General features: G+C 60.1%; 13 protein-coding genes. 9 read left to right on the top strand and 4 right to left on the bottom strand.

Going from position 1 to position 15,657, the window contains the following annotated elements:
• Window positions 1–16 precede the first annotated feature (16 nt).
• A complete protein-coding gene (locus tag ACF8YQ_RS00915) occupies window positions 17–628 on the bottom strand; it encodes a hypothetical protein (RefSeq protein ID WP_011783800.1) in 612 nt (203 codons plus the stop codon).
• A gap of 142 nt (window positions 629–770) precedes the next feature.
• Entirely contained in the window at window positions 771–2,258 is a 1,488-nt protein-coding gene (locus ACF8YQ_RS00910) for an amidase (RefSeq protein WP_396622333.1), read from the bottom strand.
• Window positions 2,259–2,355: 97 nt separating this feature from the next.
• Between ACF8YQ_RS00910 and ACF8YQ_RS00905 the strand changes: the two genes are divergently transcribed.
• On the top strand, window positions 2,356–3,123 hold the full coding sequence (locus tag ACF8YQ_RS00905; protein WP_141066765.1) for a sulfite exporter TauE/SafE family protein: 768 nt from the start codon (window positions 2,356–2,358) through the stop codon (window positions 3,121–3,123).
• On the opposite strand, the gene ACF8YQ_RS00900 is transcribed toward ACF8YQ_RS00905, so the two are convergent.
• Window positions 3,120–5,474, bottom strand: coding sequence for a GGDEF domain-containing protein (locus tag ACF8YQ_RS00900; RefSeq protein ID WP_396622332.1), 2,355 nt, complete (start codon window positions 5,472–5,474; stop codon window positions 3,120–3,122). The two genes, ACF8YQ_RS00905 and ACF8YQ_RS00900, sit on opposite strands and share 4 nt — an antisense overlap.
• 176 nt (window positions 5,475–5,650) lie before the next feature.
• On the opposite strand from ACF8YQ_RS00900, the gene ACF8YQ_RS00895 reads away from it, so the two are divergent.
• The 8 genes from ACF8YQ_RS00895 (at window position 5,651) to ACF8YQ_RS00860 (ending at window position 12,512) form a co-directional block, all read left to right on the top strand.
• Window positions 5,651–6,448 (top strand): MotA/TolQ/ExbB proton channel family protein, encoded by a 798-nt coding sequence (locus ACF8YQ_RS00895; RefSeq protein ID WP_222447493.1) that lies wholly within the window; start codon window positions 5,651–5,653, stop codon window positions 6,446–6,448.
• Entirely contained in the window at window positions 6,435–6,830 is a 396-nt protein-coding gene (locus ACF8YQ_RS00890) for a biopolymer transporter ExbD (RefSeq protein WP_286893655.1), read from the top strand. Before ACF8YQ_RS00895 ends, ACF8YQ_RS00890 begins: the two co-directional genes overlap by 14 nt.
• On the top strand, window positions 6,827–7,237 hold the full coding sequence (locus tag ACF8YQ_RS00885) for a biopolymer transporter ExbD (RefSeq protein ID WP_222447491.1): 411 nt from the start codon (window positions 6,827–6,829) through the stop codon (window positions 7,235–7,237). Before ACF8YQ_RS00890 ends, ACF8YQ_RS00885 begins: the two co-directional genes overlap by 4 nt.
• The gene (locus ACF8YQ_RS00880) at window positions 7,234–7,995 is read left to right on the top strand and encodes a TonB family protein (RefSeq protein ID WP_396622331.1); all 762 of its coding nucleotides are present in this window, start codon (window positions 7,234–7,236) and stop codon (window positions 7,993–7,995) included. Before ACF8YQ_RS00885 ends, ACF8YQ_RS00880 begins: the two co-directional genes overlap by 4 nt.
• Before the next feature lie 315 nt (window positions 7,996–8,310).
• Entirely contained in the window at window positions 8,311–9,159 is an 849-nt protein-coding gene (locus tag ACF8YQ_RS00875; RefSeq protein WP_396622330.1) for a formate/nitrite transporter family protein, read from the top strand.
• A gap of 59 nt (window positions 9,160–9,218) precedes the next feature.
• Entirely contained in the window at window positions 9,219–10,958 is a 1,740-nt protein-coding gene (locus tag ACF8YQ_RS00870; RefSeq protein WP_396622329.1) for a protein kinase, read from the top strand.
• 207 nt (window positions 10,959–11,165) lie between these two features.
• The gene (locus ACF8YQ_RS00865) at window positions 11,166–11,684 is read left to right on the top strand and encodes an Hcp family type VI secretion system effector (RefSeq protein WP_011783759.1); all 519 of its coding nucleotides are present in this window, start codon (window positions 11,166–11,168) and stop codon (window positions 11,682–11,684) included.
• A 120-nt stretch (window positions 11,685–11,804) separates the two neighbouring features.
• Window positions 11,805–12,512, top strand: coding sequence for a hypothetical protein (locus ACF8YQ_RS00860; protein ID WP_396622328.1), 708 nt, complete (start codon window positions 11,805–11,807; stop codon window positions 12,510–12,512).
• Between the two features lies 1 nt (window position 12,513).
• On the opposite strand, the gene ACF8YQ_RS00855 is transcribed toward ACF8YQ_RS00860, so the two are convergent.
• Window positions 12,514–15,189: a molybdopterin-dependent oxidoreductase gene (locus ACF8YQ_RS00855; RefSeq protein ID WP_396622327.1), complete on the bottom strand. Its 2,676-nt coding sequence runs from the start codon at window positions 15,187–15,189 to the stop codon at window positions 12,514–12,516.
• Window positions 15,190–15,657: the final 468 nt, after the last annotated feature.

Raw genomic sequence — 15,657 nt, 5'->3', positions numbered from 1 at the left:
CCGGCACCAAGAAAGGTTAGTGCAGTGAACGCATCTGCCTTGGGTATAACGCCGCGCTGACTTCGGGCTCTTCCAACAGATCCGCCAGTTCCCGATCCACGTCGGTTTCCTCGCCCTCATCCGGCAGCGGCTCAAACAGGGTACTCAGCCAGGAGGCCACGGACGGCGCGTTATCTCGGTCGTAGTCGGTAGACAGCGCCTTGATCCGGCGGAAGCCGATAATGCGTTGGTGACGCGGGTCGCGGATCTGCTCGAAACCCCGCCAGTAGATGCGATCACGGGTGTGAAGTTGGACGAACAGGGTATCGATGGGGCCATTATCGTCATCCCGGGCGTCGTCATCAGTCGCCGCCTGCTCAGGCTCGGGCTGGCCTTCGGCCGGTTTGCGGCGGATGGTGGTCCAGGCCGGATAGAGCACCGCGACCGCGTCGGCCTCCACATGTTCCCTGGCCGCTCTCAGAATAAGCCCCCAGCGAGCCTTGTCGGCATCAGTCTCCAGTGAGTTGATGGGAAGGTCGTAGCTCTGATCACTGGACAGGACGATCGCCATCATCGGGGCGTCCAGTTCCCCCATGGCTTCAGCCTGCGCTACGGATACCAGATCGTCGATTGCCATCGATTGGTTCATAAGATGCTCGCCTCCTCGATGCCATCAGGGTGGTCAGGAACCGGTGTCCCTGACTTACAGCATAGCCTGTTCCACATGGAAAGATAAACGTGGAGTTGGCCACCGCGGATCACAACCCCCGGAGAAGGTTTTTTCTTCAACCTCAGAAAGCATCCTCAAGGCGATCGTAGTTACTGAACCACGGATTGGCCTCTTCCAACTGGGCTGCCACCTGCAGCAGGCGATCTTCACCACCGTGGGCGGCTCCGAACTGCACACCCACCGGCAGCCCGTCACGGGTCCAATGCATGGGTACCGACATCGCTGGCGTACCCGTGAGGTTGGCCAGCTGGGTGAATGGCGTCCTGGCCAGGCTTTCCAGGGCCATCTGGTCCACCTGTCCACTTTTGTGCACCAGCTTTCCGGCTTTCAGACCGAGCATCAGTCGCGCCACCAGCTTCAGGTGAGCCGGTGTGTCCATTTCTCCGATCCGGGCCGGTAACTGGCCAGTGGTGGGACACAGATAAAGATCAAAACGATCGAAATAGGCCCCGAGGGCCCGGGCGAAATCGTTCCACTGCTGGCGCAGGCGAACATAGTCTGGCAGCGGCATGGTGCGCCCGAGCATACCCAGCAGCCGGGTTTCCAGCTCAAAATCCCGATCGGTGGCGCCGAATTCGGTTTTCGCGCGTTCCATAAGCGCGGATACCTCACCGAAATACAGCGCCAGGTAGCAGCGGGCCAGGGCCAGCCCATCAAACTCCGGGCGGGCATACTCTACATCGTGGCCCAGGGATTCCAGCAGGCGGGCCGTTTCTTCAACTGCGGCGACGCATTCCGGCGCCACCTCGGTGTCATAGGGTGACGAGGTAAATACGCCGATTTTGAGGCGGCCCGGTGACTGCTGCATCAGGTCCGCCCAGGGGGCCGATGGCTGTGGGATAGTAAACGGATCGCCACTGGCCGGACCGGACAGCACATCCAGCATCGCGGCGCTGTCCCGGACGGTCCGGGAAACCACATGATCGGTGGACGCTCCGGTCCAGGCCTCGCCAGCGTATGGGCCAACCGAAATCCGGCCCCGGGACGGCTTCAGCCCGAACAAGCCATTGTAGGCGGCCGGAATACGAATGGAGCCACCGCCATCGTTGGCACCCGCCATGGGCACAATGCCAGCCGCGACCGCAGCACCAGAACCGCCGCTAGAGCCGCCCGGCGTGCGCTCGGTATCCCAGGGGTTACGGCTGGGGCCCCATAGCGCCGATTCGGTCACGGCCTTGAGGCCGAATTCCGGGGTTGCCGTGCGGCCAAGAAAAACCAGCCCGGCCTCCCGGGCACGGCGCACAAACTGGGAATCCCGCGTGGCCACGTTCTTCAGCAGAGCCCGGCTGCCGTATGTACACGGATGCCCGGCCTGTTCCTGTGCCAGATCCTTGAGCAACAAGGGCACCCCGGCGAAGGGGCCCTGTGCAGGAAAATCCTGATCCATGGCCTCCGCAAACTGCGGGTGGCAGATGGCATTCAGGCGCGGGTTCACGGCGCTGGCACGGTCGATAGCGGCCTCGGTCACTTCCCGGGAGGTGACTTCACCCCGGCGAATCAGATCGGCCAGGGCCGTGGCATCGTAACGGAGATATTCGGACGGTTTCATTGGCAACCCTGCTTGTTGTTCTTCGGCGAAAGTCCCCTGGACATTCCCGTTATAAACCGGAAACTCAGGAGCTTACGCCAATACCAGAGTGAGTTCCATGAGCCTGATCGTGTTTCCGGAAGCCCTGAGCACCAGCGTGATTGTGTTCCTGCTGATGGCGTCAGCGGTTACCTCCATGATAACCGCCACCCTGGGCGCCGGCGGCGGTGTCCTGCTGCTGGTACTGATGGCATCCTGGCTGCCACCGGCGGCGATCATTCCTGTTCACGGCATGATTCAGCTCGGTTCCAACAGTGGCCGGGCCATACTGACCTGGCATCATATCGACTGGAAGGTGATCGCCGCCTTCGCCCCGGGGGTGCTGGCCGGTGCCGGACTGGGTGCCTGGTTGCTGGTCGATCTACCGGCTCATCTGTGGCAACTGAGCATTGCCCTGTTCGTGCTTTACCTGTGCTGGGGCCCCGGGTTGCCCAAGGCCTCTTTTGGCCCGTTCGGCGTGTTTATCGCTTCTGCCATCACCAGTTTCGTGAGCCTGTTCGTGGGCGCTACCGGCCCCCTGGTGGCGGCGTTTATCAAGCAGATTCACACCGACCGCTTCCGCACTGTCGCCACCTTTGGCACCGCCATGACCCTGCAGCACGCCCCCAAGGCCCTGGTATTCGGCGTGGCCGGTTTTGTGTTTTCGGAGTGGCTGCTCTTTATTCTGGCCATGATCGCCTGCGGCTTTGCCGGCACCTGGCTTGGATTGCACCTGCTTAAATCCATCAATAACCGGTGGTTCCACACCGCCTTCAACCTGGTACTTACCCTGCTGGCGTTCCGCTTGCTCTGGCAGGCAGCGCGTTCTGCTGGCTGGCTTGGCTAAGGCCGGTCGCCTTCGTCCGGCAATGCAATCGATACTACGCAGTTCCGGCCCCGGGATTTGGCGATGTAGCAGCCTTCATCAGCCCGTGCCATCACCTCTTTCGGGCCGTTGTCGTGAGCTGAAACCGGCGTCAGGCCAATACAGACGGTGACGCCGAACTGGCGACCGTCGTGTTCGATCTTCAACGCCTGCAACTTTGCCCGGATGCTTTCAGCCAGGGTTTCTGCGCGTGCCATACCACAGGCTGGCAACAGAATGGCGAACTCATCACCGCCAAGTCGGGCTACCGTATCCGACTGACGCACGGCCTGTTTGAACACATCCGCCAGCCGCTTCAGCAGATCATCGCCAACCAGGTGTCCTCCCTCATCATTGACGGGTTTGAAGTGGTCCAGGTCAATCATCATCAGTACCGCCGGAACCTCTTGCTGGGGTGCATCGGCCAAAGCTTTGAGCAATGAGGCGGTAAACGCCCGCCGGTTCAGCAACTGGGTCAAGGCATCGTGGGTGGCCTCCCAGGACAATCGCTCTTCTTCCCGCCGACGTTCGCTGTCATCCCTGAGTACAAACACCAGCCGCTCCTGCCGCTCTCCTTTGCGCATATGCAGCATGGTCAGATCGATGTCGTAGATCCGGCCAGCCAGGTTTTCGAGGGTCACGTAGCGGTTGTCGATTTCCTCTCCGGCCAGAAAGGTTTCATACAGCAGTTCTTCATTGTCATGACGGATGGTGACGGATTCGAAGAAGTTATGGCCAACACAGTCATCGTCCAACGCCAGAAAACTGCAGGCAGCGCCATTGGCGTAGCGGATAGCGCCTTCGGTATCCACCATGAGCACCCCTTCCTGAAGCACATCGAGAATCGAATCCGCCCGTTGCTGTTCCTCACGAATGGCCCGTTCAAAGCGCATTTCCTGAGTCACATCCCGGACGGCGGTAATGGTACCAATGGCCTGGTCCGGCAGGTCGATCACCGAGGTAATGACATCCACCCAGACATGACCGGGCAGACGATGGGTTAGCAACCTCAGCCGGCTCCTGAAAAAACTGCGGCGCACCAGAACATTGCGCCATCCTTTCATGGCCTTGTCCCGGTCTTCGCTGGCCACGGTTTCAATCAGGTAGCGATGGCGGAGCCAGTCCTCGGGGCGCCCGACGATATCCAGAAACGCCGGATTCACGAACTCAATACGGCCCAGGATATCGGTATGCACGATGCCGATGGGGGCATTGCTGGTGAGGGATCGGAAGAAGGCCTCGCGTTCGGCCAGTGACCGGAAAATCTCATCCCGTTCCTCCCGCACCTGGTTGAAGGCCTTCGCCACATTCCGGATTTCCGATCCGCCCACTTCAGAAACGGGCTCCTCGCGCTCACCGGTGTGCCGCTGGTAGATCTGAACCCCAAGATTGCGCAACGGTGCCAATAGCCGGTAGAAGATCCAGAAGGCCAGGGGCGCCAGTACTGCTACCACCGCCAGCAACGCCCAGCTGAATCCACCGGTCATTCTCAGAGCCGGGGCAAAGGCCTCACGCTCCGGCCACACGGCTGCTACAAACCAGGGCACCAGCGCCATTTGTGCATAGCCCGTTATCGTCCCGGTCTTGCCGCCCGGATTATCGTGGGATGTGCCCTCGAAACCGGACATCGCCTGCAACAGTGATTTGGACGATGTGCTTACGGGCACCATCACCTCTTCCGACTGGCCATCAGCGAGCACGATGCCGTTGTGGGTAATCAGGCGCAGATAACCTGTCTGGCCTACCCTAAGATCGGCAAACTCACTCATGAAGTTATCGCCCTGCAAAAGAATAAGCCCCCCGATCATGCCGATGAAACGCTGCTTTGCATCAAACAGGGGAGCAGCCACCATAACGCCGGGCTGCTCATCAATTACGGTAATGTAGGGAGCGCTGATAATGGGCGACATCCGGCTGACCAGATCGGTGAAGTAGGGGCGCTGCGAGGCATTGAAACCGGGTACGTAATACGACGCTGGGGAAGCTGCCAGTAACCGACCATCGGCATCGAGAATAAAGGTGGCATCGAAAAGCTGGAGCAGGGCATCCTGATTACGCAGCAGGACCCGGGCCCGGTTTTCCAGCACGATCTCGGTAGAGGGGAAGCCTTCGGCCACCAATGTCAGTACATCCAGTCTTTCCGACAGCTTCAGATCCAGTTCCCTGGCGACCATTCCGGCAATGGTTTCCACTTGACCATACGCCATGTCCTCCAGCTCGGCCCGACTGAGCAGCCACCCGAAGGCCGCAATGACAACCGCGGAGGTCGCCACAAACACCACTACCAGGGCGACGGCTCGGTTGACCAGGCTGCCGAACCATTTTCTGACCAAATTAATTACCCCGCTGCTCAGGCTCTCAGGCTCTGGGCGCCCATCACGAACACCAGATAGTTGCAAACGTCACCGAAAGTCTAACAAAGGCGGGCGGATACGTCAGATCGAGACTTGAAATTCTACTGATAATCGTTATTATTTAGGTCTATTTTCGTCTCGCCGGGAATATCTGTATGGATTCCATCACTGCCACTTCTGCATCGCTGTTCGACCAAGGGCCACTCGGCCAACTGGTCGAAATGGGCGGCCCAGTCATGATCGTTCTGATCGCCATAGCTGCCATTGGCGTGATCACGTTCTTTTATCTGATGCTGTTCGGAGCCTTCTATGCCCCGCGATTTACCCGAAAATTGCGCTACCTGGTTCAGCAATGGCAGGCATCCCCGGCCCAGACTTCCCCGGAAAAGATCAGAGCCGACGCCGGCTTGCTCGGGCGCACCAATCCGCTGATGCATCTGCTGGTCAACACCATGACCGCCAGCAAGAGCAATCCGAACATCAGTGCGGTGCGGGAAACGGCAGTACGGGATGCACAAGCGGCGCTGGAACCGTTCGAGGCACCGTTAAAAATCATCGAAGTGATTGCTGCTCTGGCCCCGTTGCTGGGCCTGCTGGGCACTGTAATGGGCATGATGGAGGCATTCAGCGCGATGGCGGCGACCGACGGCCGCGCCAACGCCAGCCAGCTTTCCGGTGGCATCTATGAGGCGCTGACCACGACGGCCGCAGGTCTGGTGGTGGCCATTCCCTTTGCGGCTCTGGCGGCGTGGATCGAATTCCGTCTACGCCGGATTCACAAAACCATCAACAGTGCCCTGGTCAGCGTCTTCAACGTTTTACCTGGCAACGAGCAGGCCGCTCAGGCCGAACCAGCTACACCGGTGGCCGAACCCCGCTCTAATAGAGCAGCAGAGACTGACCGGGGTTACTCGGTCGGCGATAATCAGCGGCTGGCTCATGCAGCTGGTTGACCCCCGGCCAAACCGCCCGATTCCCATCCGGATAACACCACTGATCGATGTGGTGTTCATCCTGTTGGTGTTCTTTATGCTCACCACCCGATTGCTACCGGTAGATTACCTGGAACTGGCGAACAATACCGGCCAGCAGAGCACTGCCACGGGTGAGCCTCTACCAGAACTCAGAGTCAATGCCGATGGCACTGTGCGCTGGAAGGAGAAGGATCACACCCTGGCGCAGTTATTGTCGACGCTGAACGTTGAAGGTGTGAGTGAAGCCAATCTGGCCACAACACCCGATACCAGCCTGGCCCATTTCACCCGGACCCTCAGTGCGCTGGATAACGCTGGCATTGAACCTCACTGGAAGCGTGCGAACACGCCTGACTCATGACAGAACTGGTTCCACCCCCATCAACCTCTGGCAAGGGCCTTCTGGAACGCGTTGAAGACGCATTGCTGCCTTTGATCAATCTGGTGTTTCTGCTGCTGATGTTTTTCATTGTGGCCGGACAACTCACCAACGAGCCACTGCCAGAACTGCCTGGCACCGAGCAGAGTCCGGATCAGCAGGCACCCGAAGCCGACATGATGGTTCAGGCCGATGGTCAATGGCAGGTCGAAGGCAAGCACCAGACCCGCGAGAGCCTGCTTGCCGCGTTGCCTGCTCCTGATGAAAACGCACCGCTGAAAATTGCTGCGGATCAAAGCCTGACCATGGCCGATCTGGAGGATTTGCTGAAAATATTGGAAGAGGGCGGTTATTCGGAAGTTCTGCTGCTCACGGAGCCTGCCACATGACAACAGCAGGTCGGCTACCCAAAGCCCTGTTCCTGATCATCGCCATGATCGCAACCGCCATTACAGCGGTCCTGGCCACGCCCGAGGAAACGCTGGAAATGCCGGTTCTGGGCGACAGCGCCGTGAACACCGCACCCGCAATCAAGATCAACCTCGCCGGCAAGAAAACGGTAGAGCCAAAGCCGGAAATCACCCCGGAACCCAAGCCCGAACCGGCTCCGGAGCCTGAACCCCAGCCCAAGCCTGTCCCCAAACCAGAGCCAAAGCCGGAACCGAAACCTGAACCGAAGCCGGAACCCGTTCCAGAGCCTGAGCCTGAGCCAATACCGGAACCTGCCCCCACACCGCAGGAACCAGAATCCAGCACCACCGAGGTCGTGGCAGAAAGTTCCGAACAACCTCAGGGCGAAGAAGCGGACAGTAACACCAACCAAAGCGCGGTACCTTTGCAGAATGCCGGTCAGTCATCACAGGTAGACAGCTACCTGAGCAAGCTCAGCCGGCACCTGGCGCGCTATTACGAGTATCCTCGCCGTGCCCGCCGGCTAGGCCAGGAGGGCACACCGGTGATTGTCTTCGAGTTCCGGCGCGATGGCTCGCTGGTGGAACACTCGCTGCGCGACAGTTCCGGGCACTCATTGCTGGACGATGCCGCTCTGGCCATGCTGGCGCAGGCGGCGCCACTTCCAGCCGTGCCGGACTCCATGCGCGGCAAATCCTTTACCTACGCTCTGCCAGTCCGTTTTAATCTGCGCTGATTCACCCGCTGCCAGGCACCAAGGAAAGGCAGGGCGCACTCTGCCGGTGCGCTGGCCAGCAATGCAGGCACCAAACCGCAACCGACGCCCCACTCAACCTGTTGATTTTTAAATCAAACCCTGAACGTTTCCAACGCTGGCACGCTATCTGCTCAGACATCCTCAGCAGATAGCCTGTTCATCTTCATGCAGGCTGCCCGCGCACATTCTGTTCAGACGACGGCGTCTACTCATTCCTGTCCCTACCCGGCAGGCAATGAGGGCGCCGTTTTTTGTTGGCTCCAGACAACCAGAAAGCGATCAGGGGAACACACTATGTCTTACATCATGCCTTCGGAGTTCGTCACCAAGATGGTGGACGCCGGTGAATCGAAAATCTACATGGCCACCCGGGATGTCCTGATCCGGGCCTTTATGGCCGGGGCCATCCTGGCACTGGCGGCGGTATTCGCCATTACCGTCGGCGTACAGACCGGCAGCCCGCTGGTCGGCGCACTGCTGTTCCCGGTCGGGTTCTGCATGCTTTATCTGATGGGATTCGACCTGCTCACCGGGGTGTTCATGCTGACCCCGCTGGCCTTGCTCGATCGGCGCCCCGGTGTGGATACCCGCGGCATCCTTCGTAACTGGGGCTGGGTGTTCCTGGGCAACTTCGGCGGCGCCCTGACGGTTGCCACCATCATGGCCTTTGTTTTCACCTACGGTTTCAACACCGAAGCCGGAGTGGTAGGAGACAAAATTGCTTCTATCGGCAAGGCCCGTACCCTGGGTTATGCTGAACATGGTGTGGCTGGCTGGTTCACCATCTTCCTGCGGGGTGTACTGTGCAACTGGATGGTATCCATGGGCGTGGTCGGAGCGATGATCTCCACCACGGTCCAGGGCAAGGTTCTGGCCATGTGGATGCCGGTCATGCTGTTCTTCTACATGGGCTTCGAGCATTCCATCGTGAACATGTTCCTGTTCCCGTTTGCGCTGATGATGGGTGGCGAGTTCGGTATCATGGACTACTTCATCTGGAACGAGATCCCCACCGTTCTGGGCAACCTGGTGGGCGGCCTGTCCTTCACTGGGCTGACGCTTTACGCCACCCACGTTCGCACCGCACCCAAGCGCACGCTGGCAGCGGACTACCGCGAACCAGCCAGCGCCCGTAGCGCCTGATCATCGCTGACGCCCTGCCGGTGCCGCACACACCGGCGGGCTGTCACTGGCTCACATACATGCCCAGCCCCCATAAGCTCACCATTGAATCCGGACACTTCAGTAGTGCCGGCCGAAAGCCCGTCAACCAGGATTTCCACGGCCTGCTGATACCCGACAATCATCAGCGCCACAGCAAAGGCATTGCGGCGGTGATCGCCGATGGCATCAGCTCCAGCAATGTCAGCCAGGTAGCCAGTGAAGCGGCCGTGGCCGGCTTCCTGAGCGACTACTACTCGACCCCCGAGAGCTGGTCGGTGAAACAATCGGCCGAACGGGTGCTGAGGGCAAGCAATGCCTGGCTGCACGCCCAGACCCGGCAAAGCCGATATCGCTACGATCAGGACCGGGGCTACGTCTGCACCTTCAGTGCGCTGGTTCTGAAATCCGCAACGGCGCACCTGTTTCATGTGGGAGACGCCCGTATCTACCGACTTCAGGGCAACACGCTGGAACAACTCACAACCGACCACCGGGTCTGGTTGTCAGCCGAGGAAAGCTGCCTGAACCGAGCCCTGGGGCTGAGTCAGCAACTGGACATTGAGTATCGCAGTGTCGCACTGCACCAGAACGACGTGTTTCTGATGACGACCGATGGTGTATACGAACAACTGTCTGCAGGGGATATCACCAGATGCCTTGCAGACGGCGGGGACAATCTGGATCACGCTGCCCGGGCATTGGCCAACCTCGCACTGGAGCGGGGCAGTGAGGATAACCTGACGGTTCAGGTGCTGCGGGTAACGCGATTGCCTTGCCGGGGACAAGATACCAGCGCCCAGGAGGCCTACCGGGAACTGCCCTTCGCACCCGAGCCCAAACCCGGCCAGGTATTGGACGGGTATCGGATCATCCGGGCCCTGCATATCAGTAGCCGAAGCCACGTTTACCTGGCCGTGGATGAAAGTTCCGGGAAACAAGTCGCAATAAAGTTTCCGGCGATGGAGTTGCGGCAGCATCCGGATGAGCTGGAGCGATTTGTCACCGAACGCTGGATTGCCCAGCGCGTGCAGAGCCCCCATGTGGTTGCCATCTTTGCCCCGGAGCGCCCGCAGAGTTGCCTGTATCTGGCTACTGACTATGTGGAAGGTTGTACCTTGCGGCAATGGATGCTTGATCATCCGCAGCCAGACCTGGAAACCGTGCGACAACTGGCCGAACAGATTGCCCGGGGACTCAGGGCCTTCCACCGGCTGGAAATGGTGCATCAGGATCTGAAACCGGAAAATGTCCTGATCACACCCGATGGCCGGGCCATGCTGGTCGATTTCGGAGCTACCCGGGTCGCCGGTCTGGAAGAAGCCGGCAAGCCTGCCGCTTGCTATCCTATTGGAGCCGCCCTCTACTCGGCGCCGGAGCTCTTTCTCGGCGAACCCGGCAGCTGGCAGTCGGACCAGTACGCCCTGGGCGTGATTATCTATCAACTATTAACCGGGCGCCTGCCCTACCATACCGATGTACCCCGCATCCGCACTCGCAAACAACTACAGGCTCTGACATACCGGCCCGCCAGGGCCTGGCGTGAAGACCTGCCGCCGTGGCTGGATGCCACCCTGGCCCGGGCCACCCATCCGGAGCCCCATCGCCGCTACCCGGCGCTGTCGGAACTGCTCTACGAACTCCGACACCCCGGACGGGACTGGCGTGCCCGACACCATCCACCTCTCATGGAGCGGCATCCGGTACGTTTCTGGCAAGGCGTCTCGGCCCTGCTCCTGCTGGCGCTATTAACCTCCCTCGCCGGTGGCTCCTGGAACTGAGCCTTGGGCCATTTATTGCCCAGCCAGCAAAAGCTCGCCCGCCCGCCAAGCAACGCCTTGCCCGCAGACACTCGGATATCGCCCGCAGGTCACGTAACCACTTGTTATATAAATACATTCAATAACTGGCACGGAAATTGTTATCTGTTATGCCGTCCAGGGAACATCCTTGGGACACTCATTCACAACATTGTCATGGAGCAGACTATGCCAACTCCTTGTTATATCAGCATCGAAGGCCAAACCCAGGGTAACATCACCGCTGGCGCGTTCACTTCCGATTCCGTAGGCAACATCTACGTTGAAGGTCACGAAGACGAAGTGCTGGTCCAGGAATTCAGCCACGTTGTTACCGTTCCGACTGACCCCCAGTCCGGCCAGCCTTCCGGTCAGCGCGTTCACAAGCCGTTCAAGTTCACTGCGGCCCTGAACAAAGCCACTCCGCTGATGTACAACGCCCTGGCTTCCGGCGAAATGCTGCCGAAGGTAGAGCTGAAGTGGTACCGCACTTCCGTAGAAGGCAAGCAGGAGCACTTCTTCTCCACCATCCTGGAAGATGCCACCATCATCAACATCGATTGCAACATGCCCCACTGCCAGGATCCGGCCAAGGCCGAGTTCACCCAACTGGTAGAAGTATCCCTGGCCTACCGTAAGGTTACCTGGGAGCACGCGGTTGCCGGTACTTCCGGTGCTGACGACTGGCGTTCCCCGGTCGAAGCCTGATCCCTCAGGTTCGATCGCAGGAAAACGGCTGGCCCTCGGGCCGGCCGTTTTTGTTTTCACCAGCAAATTACTGGAAAATAGCTGCCTGACATTCGAGATCAAGCGCCACCGGTACATTTTGTGACCCCCACTCAATCGCAAACAGCAAGGCAGATTGGCACCCTCATGTGCCAGACCACCCGGGACATTCTCTGGACGCCGGCTGAAGGCTGGGTTCAGCAGGCAAATCCGGGCGCCGGGCTTGCATTGCGGGTCGGCTCGGGCCAGGCCACCTACCACCGCTTTGATCCTCGCAAGAAACAGCACCTGATTACCTACGGAGCCCGGATGATCGCCGCCAAGCATCAACCGGCCACCGCCCAGGGCTGGCTATCAACCCGGGAGATCCGTGGCCGGGGTTATTTCGGGGGCGAGGTAACTGTGCTGAACCTGCTGGCGCATACCTGCTGCCATGAGTTTGCCCATTTGCTGCAGCACAGTGCCGGGCAACGGCATTACGGCTCCGTTCACAACCGGCATTTCTATGAGGCCCTGGACGATCTGCATCATAGCGGTGCAGCCGACGCTACCCGACGGCACCTGTCCGGGCTGGCCAGCGACTGCGGGATAGCGCTATCCAGTAGACCCTTTGAATTTCCGAGTCCCGCTGCGGAGTACCGGCGCTGGCAGGTGGGGGATTCGGTGGTGTTCGGCGATGGCCGGCGCGAGAAGCGGGGCCAGGTGGTACGCGTTAACCGCAAGACCTGCACGGTGACTGTCAGCCAGCATGCCCGGATCCTTCGCTATCGGGTACCATTGTCGCTGCTTAGGCGGGCGGCCGCGGCCTGATTCAGGCAGGTTCCCGAGCCCCGGTGCGCGCCAGCAGGTCCCGGATCTCCGGCAGACAGGAGCCACAGTTGGTGCCACACTTCAGCTGCTCACCCAGTGCTTCGGGGCTGGCCATGCCCTGTTCAATGGCCTGGGCAATCTGGTTCTCACCCACGCCAAAACAACTGCAGACAATCGGCCCTGACGCTTCCCCTTCCACTGTGCCTGCCGCCAGTAACGAGCGGCGTTCCTCCGACGCCAGCTCACCTTTGCCAAAACAACTGTCCAGCCAGTCCAGATCCGGCATGGTCTGGACACAGGGCTCAACCAGCAACACGGCGTCCAGTCGATCGCCACTAAGCCAGGCGGCCCGGTAGCGCTGTCTCGCCCGGTCTTCCATGACCAGTTCCGGTTCCCGCGAAAAACAACGTTGCCCCCATTCCCGCCAGTTCATCTCGTGGCCCCCGGCGAACCACCAGCCGTGACTGTGCGGCAGGCGCTGACAACTCCAGTAGGCAAGAGCGGTGTGGTCCAACGAGGCAAGGCGGGGATCACGCAGCAATAGCCTCGCCTGCCAGCGGGTCACCAGGGGCCGGATGGTCGCCACACCATGCTTGCCTTCTGGCTGACCGGAAATGGGATCCACAACCGGACGGATCAGGCTGGACGCCAAAGCGGAGGAGGCAAACCGGCCATTCCAGTGGATGGGCACAAATACTTCACCTGTGCGCTGGCCGGTGCTGCCCCGGACCCGGCCAACATAGCCCGCATTGCCCGGCCCACGCAGCACCGCCAGGGCACCTTCAATCAAACCAAAGCCGGCAATATCCGCCGGGTGCAACTCTATGAACGGCTCGCTGCGATGGGCAAACAGCCTGGGTGCCAGGGCCGTTCGGGTCATGGTATGCCATTGGTCACGGATTCGGCCGGTATTCACCACCAGCGGGTACCGGGGTCCAGGTAGCTGCCCGGGCGGCAAACTGGACACGGGCACCAATCGTGCCCGGCCATCCGGCGTGGGAAATTGCCCGTGCCCAAACAGCCGACGGGTTTGCAACCAGGCCCCGGGGTTACCCTCCGTGACCGGCCACTGCACCGGCGCCAGCTCGTCGTACTCCTGGTTGCTGAGTTGAGACAAGGCGGAGATATTGAACACACGCTCGCCTCCGTTACCATAGCCGGACAACACTGCATGTTCGCGAAAGATATCGGCAGGGCATGTGTAATCGAAAGCATGAGCATGACCCAGCGAACAGGCAACGTCCCGAATAATCTGCCAGTCCGGCCGGACCTGCTCCGGCAGGGGCAGAAACCGGCGTTGGCGTGAAATGCGCCGTTCGGAATTGGTCACTGTTCCATCTTTCTCGCCCCAACCGGCAGCCGGCAAGAGAATATCGGCAAACTGCGTGGTATCGGTCTGGGCCACACAGTCCGAGACGATCAGAGTCTGGCAACGGGACAGTGCCTGGTGAATACGTTCGCTGCCCGGCAGACTGACTGCGGGGTTGGTGCCCATCACCCAGAGGACTCGGATCTCTCCCCGATGGACTGCCTCGAACAGGTCCACCGCTTTATGGCCGGGACCACGGGCCATCTGCTCGCTGTGCCAGAAATCCGAAACCCGGAGCACGGCGCCCGGGGTGTCATAATCCATATGGGCTGCCAGGGTATTGGCCAGCCCGCCGACCTCACGGCCACCCATGGCATTGGGTTGCCCGGTCAACGAAAACGGGCTCGCACCCGGTTGACCCACCCGCCCGGTAGCCAGATGGCAGTTAATGATGGCATTGGCCTTGTCGGTACCGGCGACCGACTGATTAATGCCCTGGGAAAAGGCAGTCACCGTGCGCCCGGTGTCGGCAAACCACTGGTAGAAACAGCGAACCTGGTCTGCTCCCAGATCGCAGCCGCTGGCCACTGCTTGCACGGAAGGCGCGCAGGACCGGGCGATCGCCAGGGTTTCTTCGAAGCCGTTACAATGCTCGGCAAGGTAGTCCTCCGCCAGGGCCCCGTGATCGTGCAGCCAGACCAACAGGCCATTGAACAACAGGGTGTCGGTTCCGGGGCGAAGCTGAAGGTGCAGATCAGCGAGATCCGCTGTCGCTGTCTTTCTGGGATCGATGACCACCACTCTCCGTCCCTGACGGCGCGCGGCACTCATTCGCTGGTACAGTACCGGGTGGGCCCAGGCGGCGTTGCTGCCCGCGAGCACCAGCAGGTCCGCCAGCTCAAGATCCTCGTAGCAACCGGGAACACAGTCCTCGCCAAAAGCACGCTTATGTGCCGCAACGGCCGAGGACATGCACAGTCTGGAATTGGTATCCACATGCGGTGTGCCGATAAACCCCTTTGCCAGCTTGTTGGCAATGTAATAATCCTCCGTGAGTAGCTGCCCGGAGAGATAGAAGGCCACGGATTCCGGGCCATACTCCCGCACAGAGTCGGAAATTGCCCCGGCGACCCGGTCAATGGCTTCTGCCCAGGCCACCTCACGGCCCTCAACCTTTGGCACCAGCAACCGGTTGGCATCCTCCAGCGTCTCGTGTAAGGCAGAACCTTTGACGCAAAGCCGTCCGCCATTGGCCGGGTGCCGATGATCGCCTTCGACATGGCCAGGGGCAGCCAGAACACCGCAGCCAACACCACAGTAGGGGCAGGTGGTGGCAATAGAGTCCGCTGGCGTGTCGTGGTGTTTCATGCTGTTCCTCGCTCTTGAACCAAAAAAGCCCACCACCCGGTTTCCGTTTCCAGAGCCGGGGGCGGGCTTCGTTGCCTGTGTTGTCTGCCATAAAAGAAAGCAATTAGGGGGCCAGCGCACGATTTGATCTCTCCAGGGGCCCTGAATGGCGCCTGATGCGCCTGTCGAAGCCAGTTGCACCGCTAAATAACTTCCTTGAAAAGCCTATCGATGGGTGTTCACCTTGGTGCAAAGGGCGATTTTCTGCACCAAAACCACCCCGGCAAAGCATGGGCTTCCCCTGCTGGAACGACCAGGGCTCCCGCAACTTACTGAAATACATGAAGAGTCCTGGATGGCACGGCTTGTGCTGAGTGATTAGTGAACCATCACGACATCACAGCTCTCATTTACAGGCATCGGCGCCTGCTCTCCGGCAACGGAGGCAGGCGCTTTTTTTTTGCGCGTCTGAAATGAGAGAACCGAGAG

It is taken from the genome of Marinobacter sp. W-8 (assembly GCF_044342215.1).
In the GTDB taxonomy this organism is placed as follows: Bacteria; Pseudomonadota; Gammaproteobacteria; order Pseudomonadales; family Oleiphilaceae; genus Marinobacter; species Marinobacter nauticus.
The sequence above is the reverse complement of the archived record's forward strand: the minus strand, read 5'-3'. Positions and strand labels throughout refer to the sequence as shown.

Bases quoted from the DNA above. Each gene is read 5' to 3' on its own strand.
- ACF8YQ_RS00915 (WP_011783800.1), bottom strand. From the start codon at position 628: ATGAACCAATCGATGGCAATCGACGATCTGGTATCCGTAGCGCAGGCT.
- ACF8YQ_RS00910 (WP_396622333.1), bottom strand. From the start codon at position 2,258: ATGAAACCGTCCGAATATCTCCGTTACGATGCCACGGCCCTGGCCGAT.
- ACF8YQ_RS00905 (WP_141066765.1), top strand. From the start codon at position 2,356: ATGAGCCTGATCGTGTTTCCGGAAGCCCTGAGCACCAGCGTGATTGTG.
- ACF8YQ_RS00895 (WP_222447493.1), top strand. From the start codon at position 5,651: ATGGATTCCATCACTGCCACTTCTGCATCGCTGTTCGACCAAGGGCCA.
- ACF8YQ_RS00890 (WP_286893655.1), top strand. From the start codon at position 6,435: ATGCAGCTGGTTGACCCCCGGCCAAACCGCCCGATTCCCATCCGGATA.
- ACF8YQ_RS00885 (WP_222447491.1), top strand. From the start codon at position 6,827: ATGACAGAACTGGTTCCACCCCCATCAACCTCTGGCAAGGGCCTTCTG.
- ACF8YQ_RS00880 (WP_396622331.1), top strand. From the start codon at position 7,234: ATGACAACAGCAGGTCGGCTACCCAAAGCCCTGTTCCTGATCATCGCC.
- ACF8YQ_RS00875 (WP_396622330.1), top strand. From the start codon at position 8,311: ATGTCTTACATCATGCCTTCGGAGTTCGTCACCAAGATGGTGGACGCC.
- ACF8YQ_RS00870 (WP_396622329.1), top strand. From the start codon at position 9,219: ATGCCCAGCCCCCATAAGCTCACCATTGAATCCGGACACTTCAGTAGT.
- ACF8YQ_RS00865 (WP_011783759.1), top strand. From the start codon at position 11,166: ATGCCAACTCCTTGTTATATCAGCATCGAAGGCCAAACCCAGGGTAAC.
- ACF8YQ_RS00855 (WP_396622327.1), bottom strand. From the start codon at position 15,189: ATGAAACACCACGACACGCCAGCGGACTCTATTGCCACCACCTGCCCC.